This is a genomic window from Micromonospora sp. WMMD1219, assembly GCF_049315215.1.
Taxonomy (GTDB): domain Bacteria; phylum Actinomycetota; class Actinomycetes; order Mycobacteriales; family Micromonosporaceae; genus Micromonospora; species Micromonospora tulbaghiae.
In genome coordinates this window covers 5321276-5343042 of sequence record NZ_CP186057.1, presented here as the reverse complement: position 1 = coordinate 5343042, position 21767 = coordinate 5321276, and the positions used below count along the sequence as shown (strand labels likewise).

The 21767-nt window shown below is 74.3% G+C and carries 24 protein-coding genes; 12 read left to right on the top strand and 12 right to left on the bottom strand.

The window, feature by feature from the left end; genetic code table 11:
- Genes ACN27C_RS24945 through ACN27C_RS24935 form a run of 3 tightly spaced genes read right to left on the bottom strand, consistent with a single transcriptional unit; the run spans position 1 to position 2647 of the window.
- On the bottom strand, positions 1-660 hold the full coding sequence (locus tag ACN27C_RS24945; protein ID WP_319616949.1) for a response regulator transcription factor: 660 nt from the start codon (positions 658-660) through the stop codon (positions 1-3).
- Positions 657-1811: a sensor histidine kinase gene (locus tag ACN27C_RS24940; protein WP_422748492.1), complete on the bottom strand. Its 1155-nt coding sequence runs from the start codon at positions 1809-1811 to the stop codon at positions 657-659. The genes ACN27C_RS24945 and ACN27C_RS24940 overlap by 4 nt, the downstream gene beginning before the upstream one ends.
- The gene (locus tag ACN27C_RS24935; RefSeq protein ID WP_422748490.1) at positions 1811-2647 is read right to left on the bottom strand and encodes a lysostaphin resistance A-like protein; all 837 of its coding nucleotides are present in this window, start codon (positions 2645-2647) and stop codon (positions 1811-1813) included. Before ACN27C_RS24935 ends, ACN27C_RS24940 begins: the two co-directional genes overlap by 1 nt.
- 192 nt (positions 2648-2839) lie before the next feature.
- Between ACN27C_RS24935 and ACN27C_RS24930 the strand changes: the two genes are divergently transcribed.
- Positions 2840-3634: a class I SAM-dependent methyltransferase gene (locus ACN27C_RS24930; protein ID WP_422748488.1), complete on the top strand. Its 795-nt coding sequence runs from the start codon at positions 2840-2842 to the stop codon at positions 3632-3634.
- On the opposite strand, the gene ACN27C_RS24925 is transcribed toward ACN27C_RS24930, so the two are convergent.
- The 4 genes from ACN27C_RS24925 to ACN27C_RS24910 are packed head-to-tail and all read right to left on the bottom strand — an operon-like array spanning position 3635 to position 5850.
- A complete protein-coding gene (locus tag ACN27C_RS24925; protein ID WP_350816631.1) occupies positions 3635-3874 on the bottom strand; it encodes a hypothetical protein in 240 nt (79 codons plus the stop codon).
- Positions 3871-5145 (bottom strand): WXG100 family type VII secretion target, encoded by a 1275-nt coding sequence (locus ACN27C_RS24920; RefSeq protein ID WP_422748486.1) that lies wholly within the window; start codon positions 5143-5145, stop codon positions 3871-3873. Before ACN27C_RS24920 ends, ACN27C_RS24925 begins: the two co-directional genes overlap by 4 nt.
- Positions 5142-5462 (bottom strand): type VII secretion target, encoded by a 321-nt coding sequence (locus tag ACN27C_RS24915; RefSeq protein ID WP_252452692.1) that lies wholly within the window; start codon positions 5460-5462, stop codon positions 5142-5144. The genes ACN27C_RS24920 and ACN27C_RS24915 overlap by 4 nt, the downstream gene beginning before the upstream one ends.
- Positions 5449-5850, bottom strand: coding sequence for a YbaB/EbfC family nucleoid-associated protein (locus ACN27C_RS24910; protein ID WP_350816633.1), 402 nt, complete (start codon positions 5848-5850; stop codon positions 5449-5451). Before ACN27C_RS24910 ends, ACN27C_RS24915 begins: the two co-directional genes overlap by 14 nt.
- Positions 5851-6014: 164 nt before the next feature.
- Here ACN27C_RS24910 and ACN27C_RS24905 point away from each other — a divergent pair, with 164 nt between their 5' ends.
- Genes ACN27C_RS24905 through ACN27C_RS24885 form a run of 5 tightly spaced genes read left to right on the top strand, consistent with a single transcriptional unit; the run spans position 6015 to position 8572 of the window.
- Entirely contained in the window at positions 6015-6836 is an 822-nt protein-coding gene (locus ACN27C_RS24905) for a hypothetical protein (RefSeq protein ID WP_422748483.1), read from the top strand.
- Positions 6837-6855: 19 nt separating this feature from the next.
- Positions 6856-7182 carry a hypothetical protein gene (locus ACN27C_RS24900; protein ID WP_091427010.1) on the top strand — a complete coding sequence of 109 codons (327 nt, stop codon included), beginning with the start codon at positions 6856-6858 and terminating at the stop codon, positions 7180-7182.
- 1 nt (position 7183) lies between these two features.
- Entirely contained in the window at positions 7184-7678 is a 495-nt protein-coding gene (locus ACN27C_RS24895; RefSeq protein WP_120569992.1) for a hypothetical protein, read from the top strand.
- 28 nt (positions 7679-7706) lie between these two features.
- Complete coding sequence (locus ACN27C_RS24890) at positions 7707-8156, top strand: EndoU domain-containing protein (RefSeq protein ID WP_120569991.1); 450 nt, start codon at positions 7707-7709, stop codon at positions 8154-8156.
- A 2-nt stretch (positions 8157-8158) separates the two neighbouring features.
- Entirely contained in the window at positions 8159-8572 is a 414-nt protein-coding gene (locus tag ACN27C_RS24885) for a hypothetical protein (protein WP_121684952.1), read from the top strand.
- 6 nt (positions 8573-8578) lie between these two features.
- Here ACN27C_RS24885 and ACN27C_RS24880 read toward each other — a convergent pair whose 3' ends face one another.
- Both ACN27C_RS24880 and ACN27C_RS24875 read right to left on the bottom strand, forming a co-directional pair.
- Positions 8579-9946, bottom strand: coding sequence for a pyridoxal phosphate-dependent decarboxylase family protein (locus tag ACN27C_RS24880; protein ID WP_422748481.1), 1368 nt, complete (start codon positions 9944-9946; stop codon positions 8579-8581).
- A gap of 41 nt (positions 9947-9987) precedes the next feature.
- Positions 9988-11955, bottom strand: coding sequence for a BTAD domain-containing putative transcriptional regulator (locus tag ACN27C_RS24875; RefSeq protein WP_422748479.1), 1968 nt, complete (start codon positions 11953-11955; stop codon positions 9988-9990).
- Between the two features lie 98 nt (positions 11956-12053).
- On the opposite strand from ACN27C_RS24875, the gene ACN27C_RS24870 reads away from it, so the two are divergent.
- On the top strand, positions 12054-12932 hold the full coding sequence (locus ACN27C_RS24870; protein ID WP_120569987.1) for an alpha/beta fold hydrolase: 879 nt from the start codon (positions 12054-12056) through the stop codon (positions 12930-12932).
- A gap of 50 nt (positions 12933-12982) precedes the next feature.
- On the opposite strand, the gene ACN27C_RS24865 is transcribed toward ACN27C_RS24870, so the two are convergent.
- Complete coding sequence (locus ACN27C_RS24865; RefSeq protein WP_120569986.1) at positions 12983-13954, bottom strand: ABC transporter permease subunit; 972 nt, start codon at positions 13952-13954, stop codon at positions 12983-12985.
- Positions 13951-14784 carry an ABC transporter ATP-binding protein gene (locus ACN27C_RS24860; RefSeq protein WP_422748476.1) on the bottom strand — a complete coding sequence of 278 codons (834 nt, stop codon included), beginning with the start codon at positions 14782-14784 and terminating at the stop codon, positions 13951-13953. Before ACN27C_RS24860 ends, ACN27C_RS24865 begins: the two co-directional genes overlap by 4 nt.
- Positions 14785-14902: 118 nt before the next feature.
- Between ACN27C_RS24860 and ACN27C_RS24855 the strand changes: the two genes are divergently transcribed.
- The 4 genes from ACN27C_RS24855 to ACN27C_RS24840 all read left to right on the top strand — a co-directional run bounded on the left by ACN27C_RS24855 (position 14903) and on the right by ACN27C_RS24840 (position 18512).
- A complete protein-coding gene (locus ACN27C_RS24855) occupies positions 14903-16024 on the top strand; it encodes a sensor histidine kinase (protein WP_422748474.1) in 1122 nt (373 codons plus the stop codon).
- Complete coding sequence (locus ACN27C_RS24850; protein WP_121683282.1) at positions 16024-16671, top strand: response regulator; 648 nt, start codon at positions 16024-16026, stop codon at positions 16669-16671. The genes ACN27C_RS24855 and ACN27C_RS24850 overlap by 1 nt, the downstream gene beginning before the upstream one ends.
- A 66-nt stretch (positions 16672-16737) precedes the next feature.
- Positions 16738-17706, top strand: a complete 969-nt coding sequence (locus ACN27C_RS24845; protein WP_422748472.1) for an ATP-binding cassette domain-containing protein — start codon at positions 16738-16740, stop codon at positions 17704-17706.
- Positions 17703-18512, top strand: coding sequence for an ABC transporter permease (locus tag ACN27C_RS24840; protein ID WP_422748470.1), 810 nt, complete (start codon positions 17703-17705; stop codon positions 18510-18512). Before ACN27C_RS24845 ends, ACN27C_RS24840 begins: the two co-directional genes overlap by 4 nt.
- Before the next feature lie 42 nt (positions 18513-18554).
- Here ACN27C_RS24840 and helR read toward each other — a convergent pair whose 3' ends face one another.
- Positions 18555-20726, bottom strand: a complete 2172-nt coding sequence (gene helR / locus ACN27C_RS24835) for an RNA polymerase recycling motor ATPase HelR (RefSeq protein WP_422748468.1) — start codon at positions 20724-20726, stop codon at positions 18555-18557.
- A gap of 224 nt (positions 20727-20950) precedes the next feature.
- On the opposite strand from helR, the gene ACN27C_RS24830 reads away from it, so the two are divergent.
- Positions 20951-21742: a TetR/AcrR family transcriptional regulator gene (locus ACN27C_RS24830; protein ID WP_120569981.1), complete on the top strand. Its 792-nt coding sequence runs from the start codon at positions 20951-20953 to the stop codon at positions 21740-21742.
- The last annotated feature ends 25 nt before the right edge of the window (positions 21743-21767 follow it).

The window sequence follows — 21767 nt, the reverse complement described above, 5'->3', positions numbered from 1 at the left end:
TTAGGTGACCAGGCCGGTGCGGTACGCGTACACCACCGCCTGTACCCGGTCCCGCAGGTCCAGCTTCGTCAGGATCCGCGACACGTACGTCTTCACCGTCTCCTGGCTGATCACCAGCCGCGCCGCGATCTCACTGTTCGACAGCCCGTCGGCGATCAGCCGCAGCACCTCCAGCTCGCGCGGCGTCAGCCCGACGTCCGCAGGCGTCCCCTCGGCCGGGCGGATGCGCGCTGCGTACCGGCCGACGAGCTGCCGCGTCACCTCGGGCGCGAGCAGCGCGGCGCCGGAGGCGACGGTGCGGATGCCGTGCAGCAGCTGCGCCGGTGGGGCGTCCTTGAGCAGGAACCCGCTCGCGCCGGCGCGCAGCGCCTCGTAGACGTACTCGTCGAGGTTGAACGTCGTCACCACCAGCACCTTGACCGGGTGGGCGACGCCGGCGCCGGCCAGCAGGCGGGTCGCCTCGATGCCGTCGAGCACCGGCATGCGGACGTCCATCACCACCACGTCGGGCCGCAGGCGGCCGGCGAGGTCGACAGCGGCGCGGCCGTCGCCGCACTCACCCACCGCCTCCATGTCCGGCTGCGCGCCGATGATGGTGGCGAATCCGGTACGGATCAGGGCCTGGTCGTCGCAGACGAGCACCCGGATCGGGGCGGTCACGACGCGCTCCCGGTGGGGATGCGGGCCCGGACCACGAAGCCGCCACCGGCCCGGCGCCCGGCGTCGAACTCGCCGCCGAGCACCGTGACGCGCTCGCGCAGCCCGGCCAGGCCGCGTCCGCTGCCGCCCGGACCCGCGGCGCGCGTGCCGGGGCCGTCCGTGCTGATCTCCACCGTGATCTCCCTGTCGCCATGGTGTACGTGGACGGCGGTGGGGCGGCCGTGGGCGTACTTGAGCGCGTTCGTCAGCGCCTCCTGCACCACCCGGTACGCGGCCACCTCCGCGCCGCCGGTCACCTCCGCCGGGCTGCCCTCCTGCGTGAACTCCACCGGCTGCCCGGCCCGGCGGGTCTGCTCCACCAGGGCGTGCAGCTCGCCGACGGACGGCGTGCGTGCCTCCGTACCGTGGTCGGGGTTGAGCACGTCGAGCAGCACCCGCAGGTCGCCGATGGCGCGGCGGCCGGTGTCGGTGACGGCGGTCAGGGCGGCGTCGAGGCGGTCGGGCGCGGCGGTCAGGTAGCGGGCCGCCTCGGCCTGCACCACCATCGCCGTCACGTGGTGGGTCACCACGTCGTGCAGCTCGCCGGCGATGCGGGCGCGTTCGGCGGCGCGGGCGGTCTCGGCCACGTGCCGGCGGCGTTCGGCCTCGGCGATGCGGTTCTGCCGCAGCCACGACCCGGTGCCCCAGGCGAGCGCCAGCAGCAGGTAGAACGTGGTGAAGCCGACCACCCCTTCGGTCGACCCCTGGCGGTCGAGGGCGACGGCCAGTCCGACGTACGCGAGGGAGCCGGCGAGCACCGTGGTACGGCGGACCCGGTCCAGGTGGGCGCCCGCGCTCAGCAGCGCGACGGCGAGCGCGGCGCCCGCGAAGGTGTGGTACGCGCGCACCTGGTCGATGGCGAAGCCGAGTGACACGAGGGCGAGGGACAGCGCGGGACGGCTGCGGCGCAGCGCCAGCGGAAGGCACTCCAGCGCGATCACCACCACTGTGAGCGCGTCGAACGGCCGCGCGGGCAGGTCGCCGAGCTGCGTACCGATGCCACGCAGCGGTGGGGTCACTGATGCGAGCGCGATCACCAGCGCGAGCGGGAGATCCCGGACCGTGACGGGCCAGTGCCGCCACGAGTCCGGGAGCATCCGTCGGGTGATCATCAGGAGACCGTAACGCTCTCCGCCGGGGCCTCGACCGCGCGGCGGCGCCGCCGCACGATGTGGCCGCGGCGGTGGGCCAGCCAGAGGAAGACCACAGTCAGCGCCGCCCCGGCGGCCACCGTGTAGAGGCTGCCCTCCGGCCCGAAGTCGCCGCCGCTGAGCAGCGTCGAACCCGACGTGCTGGCGTCCAGCAGCCCGGTCGACTCGCCGTTGCCGGAGACGACGACGCTGAAGACGCCGCCGGCGGCGAAGTTCCAGCCGAAGTGCAGGCCGATCGGCACCCACAGGTTGCGGGTCGCGGCGTAGCAGGCCGCAAGCATGAACCCCGCCTCGATCGCGATGGCGGTCGCGCCCCACAGGCTGGCGTCCGGGTTCAGCAGGTGCATCAGGCCGAACAGCACGCCGGTCAGCAGCAGCGAGAGCCACGTACCGAGCCGTTCCTCGACCAGACGGAACAGCAGACCGCGGAACATCAGCTCCTCGGTCACCGCCGCGGCGGCCATGAACCCGAACATGCCGACCGCACCGGACACCGAGCCGATGCCGTGTATGTGGTAGCCGCCCATGAGGGCGATGTTGACGATGACCGCCGCGAACATGGCGAAGCCGATCAGCACCCCGCGATGGAGCCGGGCCGCAGCGCCGTCCCGGGCCAGCTCCGTGACCTCGCGGCGTTCGGTACGGCGCACCACCCACCCGTACACCATGATCGCCGCCGCGGCGGTCGCGACGCCGAGGATCAGGCTGAGCCAGGCGTTGTCCTGTGCCGCGACGACCGCCCGGCTGCCGACGAGACTGACCGCGACGACGGCCAGGAGCTGCTTCACCACACGCATGACGATTCCTTCGACAGGTCCGCGGCCGGAGCGCCGCGGTTCACCTGGAACGCTATGGATTCGCGGGTCGGGAATCGTCACCGTGCGGTGGACACTTGCGGGTAGCTCGCACGGGGGACGAGCGCGGCGTTCGGGGCGTGCCCTGAGCAGAACGGCTGGCCTCGGGACGGTCGCGGCGGGCAGGCTGCCGGCATGGCGACGGGCTTCGGCGGTGAGGTGGCGACCTACTACGCACGGCATCGGCGCGGCTATCCGTCCGAGGTGCTCGACGCGCTGGCGGCAGTCTTCCGTCTCGGCGGTGACGACACGGTGGTCGACCTCGGCTGCGGCACCGGTCAGTTGAGCCTCCCGCTCGCCGATCGGGTGGCCGCGGTCATCGGCGTGGATCCGGAACCGGACATGCTGGCGATCGCCCGGCGTGCCGCCCTCGACCAGGGAATCGGCAACGCCACGTGGGTGCTCGGCAGCGACAGGGATGTGCCCGCGTTGTCCCGGCTGGTCGGCGAGCGGACGGTCGGTGCGCTGACCGTCGCCGTCGCCATTCACTTCATGGACCGCGACGCCCTGTTCGCGGCGGCCCGGCCGTTGCTGCGCCCCGGCGGTGGCATCGCCGTCGTCACCAACGGCGAACCCCTGTGGACGCAGGACGCCGATTGGTCGCGCGCGCTGCGCGAATGCCTGGAGCGGATGCTCGGCCACCCCGTCACGGCGCGATGCCAGACCGACGAGGACGGGCGTCGGCGCAACCGGGAGGCGCTCGTGCGTGCCGGCTATCGGTACGAGGAGACGTCGGTGCGGTACGACGCGCCACTCACCGTCGACGACATGGTCGGCGGCGTCTTCTCCGCCATGTCCGCCGAAAAGCTACCGACTGACCAGCAACGCGAACGCTTCGCCGCCGAGCTTCGGGATGCGCTCGGCGGGAGGACCGAGGCGACCGAGAGTGTGCGGGTCTGGTTGCAGTGTGGCGTGCGCAACGAAGGCTAGCTAACTCGCGAAGAGCATGCGTTGCGGGAAGTCGCCCCCGGCGCGCCAGGCGTTGACGATTTTCGCGGTGATCGCGCTGGCAGCGGCATTGAAGTCGCCGTCCTCGACTCGCGCCCGCAAGGTCTGCGGGTCGATGACGAGGATGCGGTCGAACCGGTCCTCGAACCCGAACTCGTAACGCACCTCGCCCGCCGGGGCCTCGACCCGGCGGGCAGCGACCATCATGCCCATGTCGCTCATTCTCCAAGTCTCGAATAGTCCTCGTACGTGGGCCCCGGGATCGAGTCTTCCCAATTCGCGATCCGGTTCGCAGCGAGATGAGCTTCCCGGTAGTCGGCGTGCGGGTTGTCAAGGTAGTACCGCGACTCCGCCAACTCGTGCTCCAGGAGCTTCAAATCCTCCGGCAACGGATCACCGCGCCGCAGACGTAGCCATGCCTCGGCCATCGGCGCACTCGGGTCGTACCGTTGGCGAACGATCCCACCGGCATAGTCGTCCATCGGGTGCTCCTCGAAGAAGATGTGTCGGCGGATCTGCTCGACCTCTGCAGGTGAGAAGCCCCGGGATCCGTCGAGGCGAGGGGCATCAGTGAGATTGCGTGCGACGGCTTCGGCATCCTCGTGTCGGCGGATCGCCTCATAGGCGTCCTTGGCCCAGTTCTCCTGCCGGTCGTAGTCGGACAGATTCCGCGGCCGGCTGGTATGGCCACCATGGATTCCGTCGACAGGCACGTGCGGACGCCCGGGGGTGGAACGGGTTAGCCGGCTCAGCGCCTCGCGGAGCTTCTCGATCAGGTCGCCGAGCCGGCGCATCTCCGGCATCAACCGCCGCAGACTCGCCAGCAGCCCTCGCAGCAACCGCCCGATCCGCGCCGCCCACGACGCCACGGTCGTCGTCACCTGCTCGACCACCAGCGGCGTCGCCAGCCCGGCCGTGGCGACCAGTTCGGCCGCGTACACGATCAGCCGGGACACGCAGGCGGCGATGGCGTCGCGGACCAGCAGCCGCACGGCCGCGACCAGGCCGGCGGCGCCCTCGGTGATCGCGGCCATCGCCTCGGCGCCCTGCGCCAGCCCGGTGACGGCCTGCTGCTGCTCGGCCGCCCAGCGGCGGTAGCCGGTGGCGGCGGCGCCGGTCCAGCCGGCGACCTCGGTACGCACGGCGTGCGACAGCTCGGCGGCGTCCTCGCGCAGCGACGCGGCGACGTTGCGCCAGGTCTGCGCGTGCGCGGTGATCTCGGCGGGGTCGCCGGCGAGCCAGTCGAGGGCCTCGCTGAGCGGCTTGACGTGCTCGATGAGCCAGGCGATGCCGTACTGGAGGAGGACCCCGGCGGGGTCGGACACGAGCGCGAGCGCGTCGAGGCCGGCGCTGACGACGCCGAGGCTGCCGTCGATCCAACTGCCGGTGCGGACGCCCTGAGCGATGAGTTCGATGTCCTCGCAGATCCATACGCCGGCCCAGGGACTCGGTCCGGAGTCCGCCGCGGCGGCGACCAGCGGGTTCGTGGTCACCGCCGCTGCCGTACCCGGTCGAGCAGGTCGGCGGCGTGCGCGTCGGACGCGCGGTAGCGCTCGGCGCTCGACCGCAGCCTCCCGGCGGTGTCCCGGACCGAGGCGGCGGCGGTGCCGATGCCGTCGGTCAGGGTCCGTTGGAGGCCGTCGAGCAGGACCGGCATGATCGCGCAGAGCTGCCCGTACGCGTCGGCGCTGAGCCGGACGTGCTGCCCGGCCTGCCGCGCGGTGTCGATGCTGTCGGCGCAGCGGCCGAGGTGGGCGGCGTGTGCGGTCAGGTCGTCCGGGTCGACCCGGAGGCCGTCACCGGCCGGCATCCGGCGTGCCCGGGTCGGGGTCGAGACGCCGCTGGTGGGTCTCGACGATGGCCCGCGCGGCCGGGTCGTCCGCGCCGAGGGCGTCGGTGGTCGCATCGGTGAGCCGCCGCAGCAGGTCGGCCCGGGCGTCCCGGGTGACCGTCAGGATCTGCCGGGCGGTGTGTGCGGCGGAGTGCTGCCGGACGCGCTCGTCCAGGCGCAGATCCGCCAGCAGCCCGTTCGCGTCGACGGTGACCTCGATCAACCCGTCGGCGGTGCGGGCGGTGCCGGTGAGCGCCTGTGTGCGGGCGGACAGGTCGCGGGCGCGTTCCGCCCGTTCGGCCAGCGACGACTCCCATTCGTCGAGCCGTCGTGCCGCCGCGTCCAGCGCGGCCTCGTCCGCCCACATGACGACCCTCCCCAGAGGACTGCGGTCACCGGCACGGTAGCAACCCGTCGCGCTGCGTGTGGGCCCCGTGACGTCACCGCGACAAGCGCGTTCCCCTGTGGAGGGACGTCCCGGCGAGCCGGGCGTTGCTAGGGTCTGGTTGACCGTGACGGGGAGGCAACGGGATGACACAGGACGCCACGGCCGACGACTACGCGGCGCGCGTCTCCGGCTATCGCGAGGAGCTGGCGGCCCTGCGCGCCGGCGGGCCTGCCGCCGGCGTCACCGCCGAGGCGCACGGCCGCGCCGCCGACGGCCAGGTCGAGGTGACGGCGGAGGACGGGCGGCTGCGCTCGGTGGAGCTGGCGGCGCCGTTGATGCGGCTGTCCGAGGACGAGCTGGGCCGCCTGGTCGAGCAGGCGGTGAACGACGCGCTGACCGCGTCGCGCAGCAGCCTGGCGAGCAGCGAACCGGCGCCCGACCTGCCCGCGCTGGCCGGAAGCCTCGGGGCCGTCCTCGCCGAGAGCGAGTCGGCGATGCGCCGTCTCCACGGCGCGATCGCCGAGGCCGTCGCCAAGGCCGGTCCGGCGACCGGGCTCGGCGGGGATCTCCCGGCGAACGGGCCGGCGGACCTCCTGCACCAGGTCATGGGCGTGCTGGGCGCGGCAACCGGCGGGACGGCCGACGACGGCGGGGCCGAGCGGTGGAGCGGGTCCGATGACGCCGGGACCGTGCGCGCGGAGGTCGACGGCTCGGCTCGGCTGACCCGGCTGGAGGTCACCAGACCGCCCCGCCGGCTGTCCTCGGCGGAGCTCGGCGAGTCGGTGGTGGTCGCGGTCAACCGCGCGCTGGAGCAGATCCCTCAGGCGGCGGCGCCGCAGGGGATCGGCTCGGCCGCGCTCGACGCGCGGCTGCGCGAGCTGCAGGAGGCGAGCGTCCGCCAGATGTCCGCGCTCACCGGCGCGCTGACCGGCGTGATGCAGTCCATCCGGGAGCCGGGACGATGACCGACGGAGGGGAGCGCTGATGGCTCGCGAGATCGAGATCGATCCCGAGTCGATCATCGGGGCGGGTGACGACATCGTCGCCTCGGCGCAGCGTATGCGTGCCGCGCTGTCCGCGTTCGACGCCGAGCTGGCGGCCTTCGGCACGCCGTGGGGCAACGACGACCTCGGCTCGCTCATCGGGATGGTGTACGAGACGATCCGCGACCTGGCGCTGGAGAGCTACGACGCGAACCTCGTCGAGATCGAGGACATCGGCAAGCTGAGCCGGGTGATGGGCCTCAACTACCAGGAGACCGAACGCATGATCACTGAGAGCCTCGGCCGCTTCCGTGAGGTGCTCGGCTGACATGGGAATGACCCTGCCCGGAGAACTGGTGTCCCTGCTCGGCATGCTCGGCTACACCTGGCCGGAGGCCGACGAGACGAAGCTGCTGGAGATGGGCCAGGCGTGGCTCGCCTTCCCGGACCGGCTCCGTGCTCCGGTGGCCGACGCCGACCGGTCGGCGCAGCAGATGTGGACCCAGAACCGCGACGACGCCATCGAACGCTTCCAGACGAGCTGGCAGGCGGCGGACTCGGCGAAGACCAACCTGGACGACGGGGCCTCCGCGGCGGCGCTCATCGGGACCGGGCTCATGGTGTGCGCCGGGATCGTCCTGGCGTTGAAGATCAACGTGATCGTGCAGCTGACGCTCCTGGCCATCCAGATCGCGCAGGCGGTCGCCACGGCGGTGGTCACCTTCGGTGCCTCACTGCTGGAGATCCCGATCTTCAAGCTCATCACCGGTGTCCTCATCGACCAGTTGCTGAACATGGCGACCGAAGCGGTGCTCGGTGGGTAGGCGGGGAAAAGCCGGTCTCTTCACACCGGTGGAGAAGTGGCTGCGGGCCCGGATGCGGCACCGCCGCTACGCGCACATCTTCCGCGGTCACGTGAACACCAACGCCAATCCGCCCCGGGGCACCGGCTTCCACCACCGGTTCATGGGGGAGAACCCGCCGGGTGCCCGGGTCCGCGTCGACGCGGACGGCCGCGAGATGATCCTCGAACGGCACGCCGACGGCACGTACCGCGCCCGCGTCGACGTGCAGGACGACGGCGGCGTCTGGCGTCAGAAGCGCGGTTCGAGCACCTTCTTCCCGGACAACTGGACGCCGCAGCGGGTCGACGAGACGATCGAGGGCGCGTTCCGGTCCGGCGGCCCGCACCCGGACGACCCGAACAAATGGCAGGGGAGGGCCAACGGGCTGCTCGTCGAGGGCTTCTACAATCCCGGTGGCACGACGTGGTACTCGGCTTGGCCGGTGGGGGGACGCTAGCTGTGGGTGACATCCAGTTCGGGCGCAATCAGAACGGCGCGCCCACCATGACCAGCGGCGACGCGCGTTTCCGCCCGTTCGCCTCCCAGCTCGTCAGCGACATCCAGACCTACGCCCCGGACTGCCTCGAGCTGCTGCAGTGCATCGACGACGTGATGTCCGGGCGTTCGGACTACGAGGAGTACGAGGGCAACTCCGCGGTGGTGCGCTGCACGCCGACCGGCGTCAACGTGGACAGCCTCGGACCGGTGCCGTCGGGGGCGTCGTACACGGTCGACGAGGCCCGCACGGTGATCCTCGCCTACTTCGACTTCCTCGCGCCTACGCCTGCGGAGAAGAAGCGTCACCTCGCCACCTGGGAGCGGGAGCACGGCGGCCCCTTCCCCGGGCGGCACCTGCTGCGTCTGGCCGGCTGACGCCGCTCAGCGGGCCAGCCGGGCGATCGCCGCCACCGACCGGTCCACGTCGGCCTCCGTCGTGGTCGCGTTCGACACCGAGATCCGCATCAGCCGCCGTCCCCGCCACGTCGTCCCGCCCGCCCAGCACGTCCCGTCGGCCTGCACGGCGGCCACCACCCGGTCGGTGTGCGCGTCGTCGCGGAACCCGACGAGCACCTGGTTGAGCACCACGTCGTTCGCCACCTCGAACCCGGCGGCGGTCAGCCCGTCGGCGAACCGCCGGGCCAGCGCGCAACACCGCTCGACAAGGGCGGCGACGCCGTCGCGGCCCAGCTCCCGCAGGCCCGCCCAGACCGCGAACCCACGGGCGCGGCGGGAGGACTCCGCGGTCAGATCCGCGCCCACGGGCACCCCACCGGAACCCACGAGGTACGCGGCCGTGTAGGACATGGCCGCCGCGTGAACGTCGGGCCGGGCGCAGAACGCGAACGCGGTGTCGTACGGCACGTTCAGCCACTTGTGGCCGTCGCAGGCCCACGAGTCGGCCGCCTCCAGCCCGTCCACCAGGTGCCGGGTGGCCGGACTGGCGGCCGCCCACAGCCCGAACGCGCCGTCCACGTGCGCCCAGCCGCCGTACCGGTGGACCAGGTCGCAGGCGCGGCGCAGGTCGTCGCACGCGCCGGTGTTCACGTTGCCCGCCTGCAGGCAGACGATCGTCGGTCCGGGACCGGCGTCGCGCAGCGCCGCCGCCAGCGCGTGCGGGTCGACGGCGCCCTGCGGGCCGGCCGGCACCGGGCGCAGCGCGTCGGTGCCGAGGCCGAGCAGCCGCAGCGACCTGTCGATGGTGGCGTGCCGTTCGGCGCCGGCGAACACCCGGACCGCCGGTGCGCCGTGCAGCCCGCGTCGTTCCACGTCCCAGCCGGCGTCGGCGAGCACCTGGTGGCGGGCGGCGGCGAGCCCGGCGGTGTTCGCGGCCTGCCCGCCGGTGACGAACCCGGCCGACGCGGTCGCCGGGATGCCGAGCAGCTCCTTGAGCCAGGTGCCGGCGGCCGTCTCGGCGGCCACCGCGGCGGGGGAGGTGACGGCGTTGAACGCGTTCTGGTCCCACCCGGCGGCCAGCATGTCGGCGGCGGTGGCGGCCGGCGAGGCGCCGCCGATGACGAAGCCGAAGTAGCGCGGCCCGGCGGTGGCCACGAGTCCCGGTTCGGCGGCGGCCACCAGCTCCGCGAGCACCTGCTCGGGCGGGGTGGGCGCGTCCGGCAGCGGGCCGGCGAACGCCCGGGCCAGCGCGGCCTGGTCCACGGGTACGCCGACCGGCCGGTCCGGCAGCGACAGCCGGTAGCCGGCCGCGTGGTCGGCGGCGCGCCGGAACAGGTGCCTCAGCTCGTCCATCGCCGCACCTTAGCCGAGGACACGTTCCTTGCGAGCTGCCCTCATGAACCGTCCTGGCCGTCGGACACGCCGAGTGCGGCGTCGAGGCGGCCCAGGTGCGCGGCGACCGGCCCGGCGGTGAGCAGGCCACTGGCCGCCCCGGCCAGCTCACCCGTCGCCGGCGCGAGCGCGTCCCGCGCCCGGAGCATCGCGTCCCGGTCGCCCAGCGCTACGGCGGCGCGGCCGGTCAGGCACCACAGCGCCTCCATGAGCAGGTCACGCGGTGGCGCCGGGGTGCGACGCAATGCCTTGGCGGCCTCCTCGCGCCGGCCGTCGGCGAGCAGGAGCAGCGGGCGGGCCCAGGGCGCGTACGGGCCCCAGTCCGTGTCCGCCGGGAAGACGGCCGGCAGGTCGTGCCACACCCGCAGGCAGAGCAGTGCGAGCGGCGCCAGCCCACGTTCCACGCCGGGCATTCCGCAGCCGGCCAGCGCGGTCGCCCACGACCGGTACGCGGCCTCCGCCTGCGGATACGCGGCGCCGGTGGCGGCGGTCCGCATGGCCCGGTAGCCGCCGGTGAACACGCCGACGAGCGGGCTCTCGTGCCGGGCGGCGAGCCGGTCCGCCGCGTCGGCGTGCGCGTCGGCGGCGGTGAAGTCGGCGAGCGCGCCGCGCGCCTGCACCCGGATCAGGTGCCCGAGGATCTCGGCTGTGGCCAGGCCGTGCCGGGCGGCGAGCGCGACCAGTTCGGCGCCGATCGCGTCCCGCTCGGCGGCCAGCCCGGCCCGGTGGAACGTCTGCATGTACACGCCGTTGAGCGCCTGCGCCAGCAGCGCCGGGTCGGCCACCCGGCGGGCGATCGCCTCCGCCTCCCGCGCCGCCTGCGCCGGTCCGGGCGACGCCGTACCGCGGGACTCGATCGCGACGGTGGCCAGCAGCCGGGCGCGGGTCGCCTCGGGCGCGTCCGGGCCCAGCCCGGCGAGGGCCCGCTCCGCCGCCGCGACCACCCGGGCCGCCTGCGCCGGGTCGTCCGAGCGGGTCCAGATCGCCGGTACGTCGTACCCGCCGATCACCCGCGCGGTGAACTCGGGGTCGCCCAGATGTTCGGCCGCGGTGATGGCCGCCTCACGCTGGTCCCGGGCGGCCTCCAGTCCGCCCGGCCCGGTGACGGCGAGGCTGCGCAGCATTCCGACGGTGGACTCCAGCCGGGCCCGCGCGCCGGGCACCACACTGCGCTCGTACGCGGCGGCGGTCTCCGCCCAGACCCGCGCCGGACCGGTCGGTTCGGGTTCGGCCTGGCGCAGCAGGTCGGTCTCCAGCCGCCGCAGCCGCGATCCCGGGTCGAGGCCGAGCTGGTCGCGCAGCAGTTCCCGGGCCCGGCGCAGCACGGCGAGCGCGTCGGCCTGCCGTCCGGCCCGGTAGAGCGCCGACGCCAGCAGCGCCCACCCCTCTTCCCGCCACGGGTACGCCGCGACGTGGGCGTCGAGATCGGGTACGGCGTCGGCGGCCCGGTCCAGCGCCAGCAGCGCCTCGGCCCGGCGCTCCACGGCCGTGAGCCGGATCTGGTCGAGCCGGGACCGTTCGGCGTGTGCCCACGGCTGGTCGAAGTCGGCGTACGCGGGTCCGCGCCACCAGCTCAGCGCCTCGTCGAGCCGGTCGAGCGCGGCCCGGGGCGGCGTGTCGGCCGCTGCGGTGACGGTGTCCTCGAACCGCCAGGCGTCGACGGTGTCCGGTTCGGCGCGCAGCGCGTACCCCGGTCCGTCGGTGACCAGCAGCCGGGCCGGCTCGCGTGGCGGACGGTGCGGTTCCAGGCGGCGGCGCAGCGCCGCGACGAACGTGCGGACGGCGCCCACCGCGCCGGCCGGCGGGTCGTCCCACAGGTCGTCGACGATCTGCCCGACCGGCACGGTCCGGCCCCGGGCGGCGACCAGCCGCGCCAGCACGGCCCGGTGCCGGGGCCCCTTGAGGTCGACCGGCGCACCGGCGTCGTCCCAGGCCGTCACCGGACCGAGCACACCGAAACCGACAGGCACCGACCCTCCTCGACCAGGGGTCACCGTATCGCGCTCATCGGTTGCTCATCCGGCGCCGCCACGCTGGACCGGTACGACGAGACGAAAGAGGGATCGAGATGAGCACCGCCATCGCGGGATTCGACTACCAGCGCGTTCCGGTCGCCGAGGGCGTGACGCTGAACGTGGCAGTGGGTGGCTCGGGCAGCCCGGTCGTGCTGCTGCACGGCTTCCCGCAGACCCACCTGATGTGGCGGCACGTCGCCGCCGACCTGGCCGGCGAGCACACGGTGATCTGCCCGGACCTGCGCGGCTACGGCGCCAGCGACAAGCCGGCCGCCGCCACCGAGGACACGTACAGCAAGCGGACCATGGCCGCCGACGTGGTGGCGGTGGCCCGCGCGCTCGGCCACGAGCGGTTCGCGCTCGCCGGGCACGACCGGGGCGCCCTGGTCGCGGTCCGGGCCGGTCTGGACCACCCGGACACCGTCACCCACCTGGCGTCGCTGGACGTGCTGCCCACCCTCGACATGTGGGACGTGCTGCACGGCGTGTCCGCGTCGGTGGCGTTCCACCTCTACCTGATGGCCCAGCCGCCCGGCCTGCCCGAGAAGATGATCGCGGGCAGCGCCGATGCGTTCTTCGGGCACTTCCTCGACGCCTGGGCCGGTGACCCGGCGGCCATGCCGGCGGAGGTGCGTGCCGAGTACCTGCGGGCCTCCCGGGAGGCGGTCGACTCGATCGTCGCGGACTACCGGGCGTCGGCCGGGATCGACGTGGCGCACGACCGGTCGGACCGGGACGCCGGGCGACGGCTGGCCATGCCGGTCACCGTCATCCAGCAGGACTGGGGCGCCGCGCTCGGCTACGACGCGGCGGCGGTGTGGCGGGCGTGGGCCCCGGACCTGGAGCACCGCACCACCACGGCCGGGCACTTCATGGCCGAGGAGGCGCCGGGCGAGATCGCCGAGGCGCTGCGTGCGCTGCTGAAGCGCTAGGTACGGCGGTCCGGGCGCGCGTGGCGCCCGGACCGTCCGCCCCCGTCCGCTCAGCCGGCCCGTCTCCGGACGTGCCACAGGCCGAACGCCGCCAGCAGACCGGCCGCGCCGAGGTGCAGCGCCAGCTCGATCCACTGGAACGCCCAGAACCGGCGGTTCGGCTGGTAGGCCAGGTCCACGTGCAGGTCGAGCTTGCCGAGGCAGACGGCCGTGTCGCCGAACGTGCCGCTGGCGCCGGTGCGCGGCGGGTCACGGAAACAGGTGCCGAACGCCTCGTCGGAGAGCTGCCGCCCGTCGGCGGTCCGCAGCGGGCTGATGTCGGTGACCCACGCGCCCGGCACGTCCAGCCCGCCGACGACCGGCGAGCCGGTGATGCTGCCCAGGTTGCGGGCCCGGTTGACCGCCTCCGAGGTCATCGGCACGGTGACCCGCTCCGGCGGCAGGTAGTGCGGGCGCAGCAGGTTCGGCACCGCGAGCTGCACCACGACCACGGCCAGGAACACCACTGCCATGGCCGGCAGCGTGCGGCGCAGCACCAGCCCGGCCACCACGCCGAGGACGAGGCCGAACACGGCGTACCCGACCGGCGCGATGCCGCGCGCGCCGAACAGCACGGTGCTGAACCGGTCGCCGGCGACCCGGTCGACGGGCGCGGCCGCCCAGGTCAGCAGCGCGCCGAGCACACCGGCGACGAGCGCGGCGGCCACCGACAGCACCGCCAGCTTGACCGCCAGCCAGCGGCGGCGCGGCACGCTCTGGTTCCACACCAGCCGGTGCGTGCCCTGCTCCAGTTCCCGGGCCACCAGCGGCGCGCCCCAGAACGCGCCGATCAGCGCGGGCACCAGCGCGAACCCGCCGGCGAGGAACAGCATCGTCTGCGCGTACCGGTCGGGCAGCCGGGCCGGATCGGGCACGGCCCGGATGTCCGCGCCGAGACGCAGCAGGTAGGCGCCGGCCAGCACCAGCGCGACGACGCCGACGAGCGCCGGGAGGCGGAACTGCCGCAGCGTCATCCGGATCATCGGGTCACCGCCGGGCGGGCGGTGGCCCGGGACAGGTACGCCAGGACCAGCTCCTCCAGCGTGACCGGCGCGCCGTCGCGTACCGCCGGGCCCCGGACCACGACGCGGCCGGGCTCGGCCCAGACCACCTCGGCCCCGGCGGGCGCGGCGGCGGTCTTGCGGTGCGTGGCGAGCAGGTCCGGGACCGGGCCGGCCACCTGGACCCGGGCGGCGCAGAGCACGACCAGGTGGTCGCAGACCTGCGCCACGTCGCCGAGCAGGTGCGAGGAGAGCACCGCCCCGGCGCCGAGTTCCCGCACGAAGCCGACCAGCCCGTGCATGAACTCGCGGCGCGCGAGGGGGTCCAGCGCGGCGGCCGGCTCGTCGAGGATCAGCAGTTCGGGGCGCTTCGCGGCGGCCAGCGCGAGGGCCAGTTGCGCGCGCTGGCCGCCGGAGAGCCGGCCCGCCTTCTGCGCCGGGTCGAGGCCGACCTCGTCGACGCGCCGCCGGGCCAGCGCCGCGTCCCAGGACGGGTTCAGCCAGGCGCCCATCCGCAGGTGCTCGGCCACGGTGAGGGAGGCGTACACCGGCGTGTCCTGGGCGACGAAGCCGACCCGGGCCAGGTGCGCGGCGTCGGCGGCCGGCGGCGAGCCGAGCACCGTCAGCGAACCCGAGGTGGGCGCGATCAGCCCGCAGGCCAGTTGCAGCAGCGTGGACTTTCCGGCGCCGTTGGGGCCGACCAGGCCGACCACGTGCCCGCGCGGAACACTCAGGTCGCAGTCGGCAAGCGCGGTGCGGCGGCCGTACCGTTTGGTCAGCCGCTCGGCGTGCAGGGCGAGTGGTGGATGCATGCGGCTCATCCTGGGCACGCCGCGACCGGCGGACATCGGTCCGGAGCAGGGTCCGGCGCGCGGCGGCCCCTACTTTCGGCCGGTCCGCTGCGGCCGGCGATCTCCTAGCGTGCTGGGCATGGCTACCGAACGGCTCACCCGGGTGGCGGCGACGGCGGGGCTCGCCGTGGTGCTGCTCGCCGCGATCGGCGTCCAGGCGGTCGCGATCGCCGCGAGCTGGGGACTGCGGTACTGGCTCGCCGGCGGCACGGCCGCCGTCGTGGTCGGCGCGCTCGCTCTGGTACGCCACCGGCAGCGCGTCGTCACGGCCGTTGCCGGACTCGTCGTCGCCGGGTCGGCAGTCGCCGCCGCCCGGCTGTTCGACCTGCCGACCGAGCCGGGGCCCGCGCTGGCGATGGCGTCGGCCGTCCTGGTCGGATCGGCGGTACGCGCGCTGCCGCCGCCGCCCGCCGGGCTGATCGCCGCCGGTGGGCTCGTGGTGGCGGCCGGGGCGTGGCCGGCCGCCCGGCCGGGGGCGGGCGGGTCCGGGGTGGTGGCGCTCAACGCCCTGTGCTGGCTCGGCGGGGTCGCCGCCGGGCTCACGTTGCGGCTGCTCGACGAGCGGGCGAAGATCACCGCCGAGCGGGTACGCCGCGACGAGCGGCTGGAACTGGCCCGGGAACTGCACGACGTGGTGGCCCACCACGTCACCGGCATGGTGGTGCAGGCGCAGGCCGCCCACCTGGTCGGGCGCCGGGATCCGGCGCGCGCCACGGAGTCGCTGGCCGGCATCGAGGCGGCCGGCGGCGAGGCGATGCGGGCCATGCGCCGCCTGGTCGGGCTGCTGCGGGACACCGCTGACGCGCCGCCGGCCTCGGCCGGTACGGAGCAGATCGAGGAACTTGTCGAGCGGTTCCGCCGGCAGGGCCCGCCGGTGCGGCTGCGGCTGCCGGAACAGACGGCCTGGCCGCCGGAGGTCACCAGCACCGTGCACCGGATCGTCCGGGAGGCGCTGACGAACGTGGCCCGCCACGCGCCGCACGCCGCCCAGGTCACTGTGGACGTGGCGCGGGAGCCGGACGCCGTGGTGGTCGAGGTGACCGACGACGCGTCCGGCGCGCCCGCCGGGTCCCGGGACGGATACGGCCTGATCGGCCTGCGCGAGCGGGTCGAGGCCCTCGGCGGCACGCTGCGCGCCGGTCCCCGCCCGGATAACTCCGGGTGGTCGGTGCGGGCGGTCGTGCCGAACGGGAGGGCGTGATGACGATCCGGGTGCTGCTCGCCGACGACCAGGCGATGGTCCGCGGCGGGCTGCGGCTGATCCTGGAGGACCAGCCGGACATCTCGGTGGTGGCCGAGGCGTCCGACGGCGTCGACGCGGTCGCCCAGGCCCGCCGGCTGCGCCCCGACGTCTGCCTGGTGGACATCCGGATGCCGCGGCTCGACGGTCTCCAGGTGACCCGGGCGCTCGCCGGGCCCGGGGTGGCCGACCCGCTGCGCGTCGTCGTGGTCACCACGTTCGACCTGGACGAGTACGTCTACGGCGCGCTGCGCGGCGGAGCGGCCGGGTTCCTGCTCAAGGACGCCGGACCGGCCCTGCTGGTGGAGGCGGTCCGGGCGGCGCACCAGGGCGACGCGCTGGTCTCCCCGTCGGTGACGGTCCGGCTGCTGCGCCACCTGACCCCGCCCGCACCACCCCGCGACGACAGCCGCCCGGCGTTGTCCGAGCGGGAGATCGAGGTGGTGCGCGAGATCGCCCGGGGCCGCACCAACCTGGAGATCGGTGCCGAGCTGTTCATCTCGCTGAGCACCGTCAAGAGCCACGTCTCCGCGGTGCAGACGAAGCTCGGCCTGCGCAACCGTACCGAGATCGCGGTCTGGGCGTGGGAGCACCGCATCGTCGACTGAAATCATTGGCGGACGCCATACCGTACGTTGTACGTTAGTGCCCTCGTCGACGGAGGGGACACAGACGTGGAACACGCGATCCTCGCGGAGGGCCTGCGCAAGCGGTACGGGGACACGGCCGCGCTGGACGGATTCGACCTGCGGGTGCCACCCGGCACCGTGTGCGGGCTGCTCGGCCCGAACGGCGCCGGCAAGACCACAGCCGTCCGCATCCTGGCCACGCTGCTGCGCTTCGACGCCGGGCGGGCCGAGGTCGCCGGCTTCGACGTGGCGGAGCAGGCCGACCGGGTACGCCACCGCATCGGCCTGGTCGGGCAGCACCCGGCCGTGGACGAGGCACTGAGCGGGCGGGAGAACCTGGTCATCTTCGGCCGCCTGTTCCGCCTGGACCGGGCTGGGGCGAGACGGCGCGCCGACGAACTGCTCGACCGGTTCGGGCTCGCCGACGCCGGCGGGCGGCCGGTACGCACGTACTCCGGTGGCATGCGCCGCCGGCTCGACCTGGCCGCCGGCATGATCCTCGCGCCGTCGGTGCTGTTCCTCGACGAGCCGACCACCGCGCTCGACCCGCGCGGGCGCAACGAGGTGTGGGGGGCGGTACGCGACCTGGTGCGCGCCGGCACCACGGTGCTGCTCACCACGCAGTACCTGGACGAGGCCGACCAGCTCGCCGACCGCGTCTGCGTGCTCGACGCCGGCCGGGTGATCGCCGAGGGCACCCCGGACGCGCTGAAGTCCCGCCTCGGCGGCGACCGGATCGAACTGGTCGTCCGCGACGTCGCCGACCTCGCCACCGCCGCCGGACGGCTGCGCGCGGTCGCCCACGCCGAACCGGCGGTCGACAGGGACCGGCGGGCGGTCAGCGCCCAGGTCGGCGACCGGGCCGGCGCGCTGACCGAGGTGCTGCGCGCACTCGACGCCGACGGCGTCGGCGTGGCCGACGTGGCGCTGCGGCGACCCACACTGGACGAGGTGTTCCTCCAGCTCACCGGCGTGCCGTCCGCCGCCCGTGCCGGCGTGGAGGTGACCGCGTGACCGCGACGGTGACCCCGGCCCGGCGCCCGTCCCTGGCCGGTGACGGCCTGACGCTCACCGGGCGCGCGCTGGCGCACTGGCGGCGCGAGCCCGGCCCGCTGATCGGCTCGCTGGGCTTCGACATCCTGATGGTGGTGATGTTCGCGTACCTGTTCGGCGGCGCGCTCCAGGTGCCCGGCGGCGGCAGCTACCGCGAGTTCCTGATGCCCGGCATGTTCGCCATGACCATGGTCTTCGGCATCAGCATGACCACCATGGCGGTCTCGGCGGACCTGGACCGCGGCGTCACCGACCGGCTGCGGTCCATGCCGGTGTCCCGGCTGGCCCCGCTGCTCGGCCGCGCGGCCGCCGACCTGATGTTCGCGGTGGTGACGCTCGCCGTCATGCTGCTCGTCGGCCTGGCGGTCGGGTGGCGGGCGCGCGGCGACCTCGGCGACACGCTCGCCGCCTTCGGGCTGATCCTGCTGCTGCGGTTCGCGCTGGTCTGGGTGGGCATCTTCCTCGGCCTGACCGTGAAGGGGCAGAGCGCGGTCACCGCCGTGCAGACGCTGGAGTTCCCGCTCGGCTTCCTGTCCAGCGCGTTCGTGGCGCCGTCCACCATGCCCGCGTGGCTGGGCGCGGTCGCCGAGTGGAACCCGCTGTCCGCGACCGTCGGGGCCACCCGGGAGCTGTTCGGCAACCCCGGCTGGGGCGGCGACTCGTGGGTGGCCGCACACCACCCGCTGCTGGCGGTGCTGTGGCCGCTGGTGCTGGTCGCGGTGTTCCTGCCGCTGTCGCTGCGCCGCTACCGGGCGCTGAGCCGCTGAGCCGGACCCCGGGGCGGCAGCGTGCCGCCCCCGGGGCGCCGGTCACGGCCCGGTGAGCACGACCAGCTCGCCGGTGGCCCGGGTCATCGCGACGTACCGGTCCACCGCCCCGGCGATCACGTCGCCGAACGACTCCGGGTCGACCAGCACCACCAGGTCGAACTCCAGCCCCTTGGCGAGCACCGGGCTCAGTGACCGGACCCGGTCCGAGGCCGGGAACGCCGGATCGCCGATGACGCACGCGACGCCCTCGGCGTGGGCGGCGAGCCAGCCGTCCACCACCGCGCGCAGCTCGGCGCGGTCGCCGTACCGCACGGGGGCGCCGTCGCGGATGGACGTGGGCACGTTGGCGTCCGGGAGGACGGCCCGGATCACCGGCTCGGCCGCCGCCATCACCTGCGCGGGGGTGCGGTAGTTGACGGTCAGCGTCGCCACCTCGACCCGGTCGAACCCGGCCCGCGCCAGCCGCTGCGGCCACGACTCGGTGAACCCGTGCCGCGCCTGCGCCCGGTCACCGACCACTGTGAAGCTGCGCGACGGGCAGCGCGCCAGCAGCATCTGCCACTGCGCGTCGGTCAGCTCCTGCGCCTCGTCCACCACGACGTGCGCGAACGGCCCCGCCAGCAGGTCCGGATCCGCCGCACTCAGCGCGCTGGAGTCGACCAGGCTGGTCCGCATGTCCTCGCCGTACAGCATGGTCATCAGACCCTCGCCGTCGTCGTAGGCGTGCGACGCGATCAGCGCGTCGACCACCGTGTCCATCTCGACGCGCTGCGCGGCCAGCACCGCCTCGTCGCGGCGCCGCCGCAGCGACGCCTCCGGGTCACCGACCCGCCGCCGGGCCGCGTCCAGCCACGGCAGGTCCGCCACCGTCCAGGCCCGGGCGTCGGCCCGCCGCAGCGTACGGATCTCCTCGACGCTCAGCCAGGGTGCGCACCGGCGCAGGTAGGCGGGCACCGACCACAGGTCGGCGACCACGTCGAGCGGGTCGAGCAGCGGCCACGCCCGGCCGAACGCGGTGGCCAGTTCGCGGTCGCGTCCCAGGGCCCGGCGCACCGCCTCCTCCGGCTCGTCGCCGCGGTACTTCTCCACCAGGATCGTCAGCAGTTCCTCCCACACGTCGTCGCGGGCCTCGTTGTGCGGGACGCCCGGCCCGGCCGCCTCGAACGCCGTCCGCCAGTCGTCGGCGGTCAGCCCCAGCTCGGCGTCCCCGACACCGACAGTCATCCCGGTCGTGGGTGGCTCCTCGTAGAAGCGGACCGCGGCGTCGACCGCCCGCACCGGGTCCGCGGACGCCTTCAGCCGGGCCACCGCCGGGTCGGTCTCCGGCGCCGCCGCCGCGCACTCCGGCACCAGGTCGGCCAGGGTGCAGATCTGCACGTCCTCCTCGCCCAGGCTGGGCAGCACGTCGGAGACATAGTTCAGGTACGGCTGGTGCGGCCCGACCACCAGCACCCCGCCCCGGCGCTCGCCCAGCCGCGGGTCGGCGTGCAGCAGGTACGCGGTGCGGTGCAGCGCCACCACCGTCTTGCCGGTGCCGGGACCGCCGTCGACCACCAGCGCGCCCCGGGAACCGGCCCGGATGATCGCGTCCTGGTCGGCCTGGATGGTGCCGAGCACGTCGCGCATCCGCGCCGACCGGGTCGCGCCCAGGCTGGCGACGAACGCCGACTGGTCGTCCAGCGCGGCGTGCCCGGCCAGACCGTCGGCGGTGAACACCTCGTCCCAGTAGTCGGTGATCCGGCCTCCGCTCCACCGGTACCGGCGGCGGCTGACCAGGCCCATCGGGTCGGCGTGGGTCGCGCCGAAGAACGGCTCGGCAGCGGGGGAGCGCCAGTCCAGCAGCAGCCGGCCGCCCGCGCCGTCGGTCAGGCCGAGCCGGCCGACGTACACCGGGGCCGCGCCGTCCGCGCCGACCATCCGGCCCAGGCACAGGTCCAGGCCGTAACGGCGCAGCGTACGCAGGCGCGCGCTCAGCCGCCGGACCTCCTGGTCCCGGTCGACCGCCTGCCGGCCCCGGCCGCCCGCGGCCCGGCGCGTCGCGTCGAGCCGGTCGGTCAGGTCGGCGATCGAGCGGCGCAGGCTGTCCGCGATGGCGGCGAAGTGCCGCTCGTCGGCGGCGATCAGGCCCGGGTCGGCCTTGGCCGACAGACGCTCGGGAAGATCGAAAACGCTTGTGGTGGGCAGATTCAACTCGTCTCCGATCACGGGCACGGCCGAGCCTCCGCTCTTCGCGGCTTTTCGAATGCCTCGGCAATGGGTTACGGCCGGCAATTGTGCGCCGTCACCCGGGTCTTGCGGCAAGACCGGGGGTGCGCTATATGTTGGTAGTGGCGGGAGAACCCGCCATTCTTTTTGCGCGGACAATTCTCGGGCTCCCCTTTTCCGGCGTCCCGCCGGCGGCCGGTGCCCGGCGCGGCCGGTAGGATGACGGCACCATGTCGAAGGAGCGCCGGCGCAAGGCCGATCCCGCCCGCAGCCTGGCCCTTCTCTGGCGTACCCGGGAGCCGGCCAGCCGCGGCGCCGGTCCCGGCCTCAGCGTCGACCGGATCGTGCGCACCGCGATCGAGATCGCCGACGCCGAGGGCATCGACGCGCTCACCATGCGCCGGGTCAGCGAGGCGCTCGGCGTCGGCACCATGTCCGTCTACACGTACGTGCCGGGCAAGGCGGAACTGCTCGACGTCATGGTGGACACCGTCCTCGGTGACCTGCCGCGCCCGGCCGACGTGCCGGGCGGCTGGCGCGGCCGGCTGGAGCGCATCGCCCGGGACAACCTCGCGCTCTACCGGGCCCACCCGTGGCTGCTGCGCGCCGAGACGACCCGGCCGGTGCTCGGCCCGAACGTGCTCGCCAAGTACGACTACGAACTGCACGCCGTGGCGGACATCGGGCTCGACGACGTGGAGATGGACGCCGTTCTCACGCTCCTGCTGGGGCACGCCAAGAACGCGGCCCGGGGCGCGCTGGACGTGGCCGAGCTGGAACGTGAGACCGGGATGACCGACGACCAGTGGTGGCAGACGCACGGCCCCTGGCTGGAGAAGTTCATGACCGCCGGCAGTTTTCCGCTCGCCGCGCGGGTCGGCACCGCCGCCGGGATGGCGCACGGCGGGGCGTACGGACCGGACCACGCCTTCGAGTTCGGTCTCCAGCGGGTGCTCGACGGCATCTCGGTGGTGGTGGCCGCCCGCGCCGCCGACGAGCCGGAGCCCGGGAAGACCTTGTAATCCTACTAGTTAAGTAGGAAACTCT

Bases quoted from the DNA above. Each gene is read 5' to 3' on its own strand.
- ACN27C_RS24870 (WP_120569987.1), top strand. From the start codon at position 12,054: ATGAGCACCGCCATCGCGGGATTCGACTACCAGCGCGTTCCGGTCGCC.
- ACN27C_RS24895 (WP_120569992.1), top strand. From the start codon at position 7,184: ATGGGAATGACCCTGCCCGGAGAACTGGTGTCCCTGCTCGGCATGCTC.
- ACN27C_RS24880 (WP_422748481.1), bottom strand. From the start codon at position 9,946: ATGGACGAGCTGAGGCACCTGTTCCGGCGCGCCGCCGACCACGCGGCC.
- ACN27C_RS24860 (WP_422748476.1), bottom strand. From the start codon at position 14,784: ATGCATCCACCACTCGCCCTGCACGCCGAGCGGCTGACCAAACGGTAC.
- ACN27C_RS24900 (WP_091427010.1), top strand. From the start codon at position 6,856: ATGGCTCGCGAGATCGAGATCGATCCCGAGTCGATCATCGGGGCGGGT.
- ACN27C_RS24930 (WP_422748488.1), top strand. From the start codon at position 2,840: ATGGCGACGGGCTTCGGCGGTGAGGTGGCGACCTACTACGCACGGCAT.
- ACN27C_RS24850 (WP_121683282.1), top strand. From the start codon at position 16,024: ATGACGATCCGGGTGCTGCTCGCCGACGACCAGGCGATGGTCCGCGGC.
- ACN27C_RS24905 (WP_422748483.1), top strand. From the start codon at position 6,015: ATGACACAGGACGCCACGGCCGACGACTACGCGGCGCGCGTCTCCGGC.
- ACN27C_RS24925 (WP_350816631.1), bottom strand. From the start codon at position 3,874: ATGAGCGACATGGGCATGATGGTCGCTGCCCGCCGGGTCGAGGCCCCG.
- ACN27C_RS24830 (WP_120569981.1), top strand. From the start codon at position 20,951: ATGTCGAAGGAGCGCCGGCGCAAGGCCGATCCCGCCCGCAGCCTGGCC.
- ACN27C_RS24940 (WP_422748492.1), bottom strand. From the start codon at position 1,811: ATGATCACCCGACGGATGCTCCCGGACTCGTGGCGGCACTGGCCCGTC.
- ACN27C_RS24935 (WP_422748490.1), bottom strand. From the start codon at position 2,647: ATGCGTGTGGTGAAGCAGCTCCTGGCCGTCGTCGCGGTCAGTCTCGTC.
- ACN27C_RS24865 (WP_120569986.1), bottom strand. From the start codon at position 13,954: ATGATCCGGATGACGCTGCGGCAGTTCCGCCTCCCGGCGCTCGTCGGC.
- ACN27C_RS24915 (WP_252452692.1), bottom strand. From the start codon at position 5,462: ATGCCGGCCGGTGACGGCCTCCGGGTCGACCCGGACGACCTGACCGCA.
- ACN27C_RS24910 (WP_350816633.1), bottom strand. From the start codon at position 5,850: ATGTGGGCGGACGAGGCCGCGCTGGACGCGGCGGCACGACGGCTCGAC.
- ACN27C_RS24855 (WP_422748474.1), top strand. From the start codon at position 14,903: ATGGCTACCGAACGGCTCACCCGGGTGGCGGCGACGGCGGGGCTCGCC.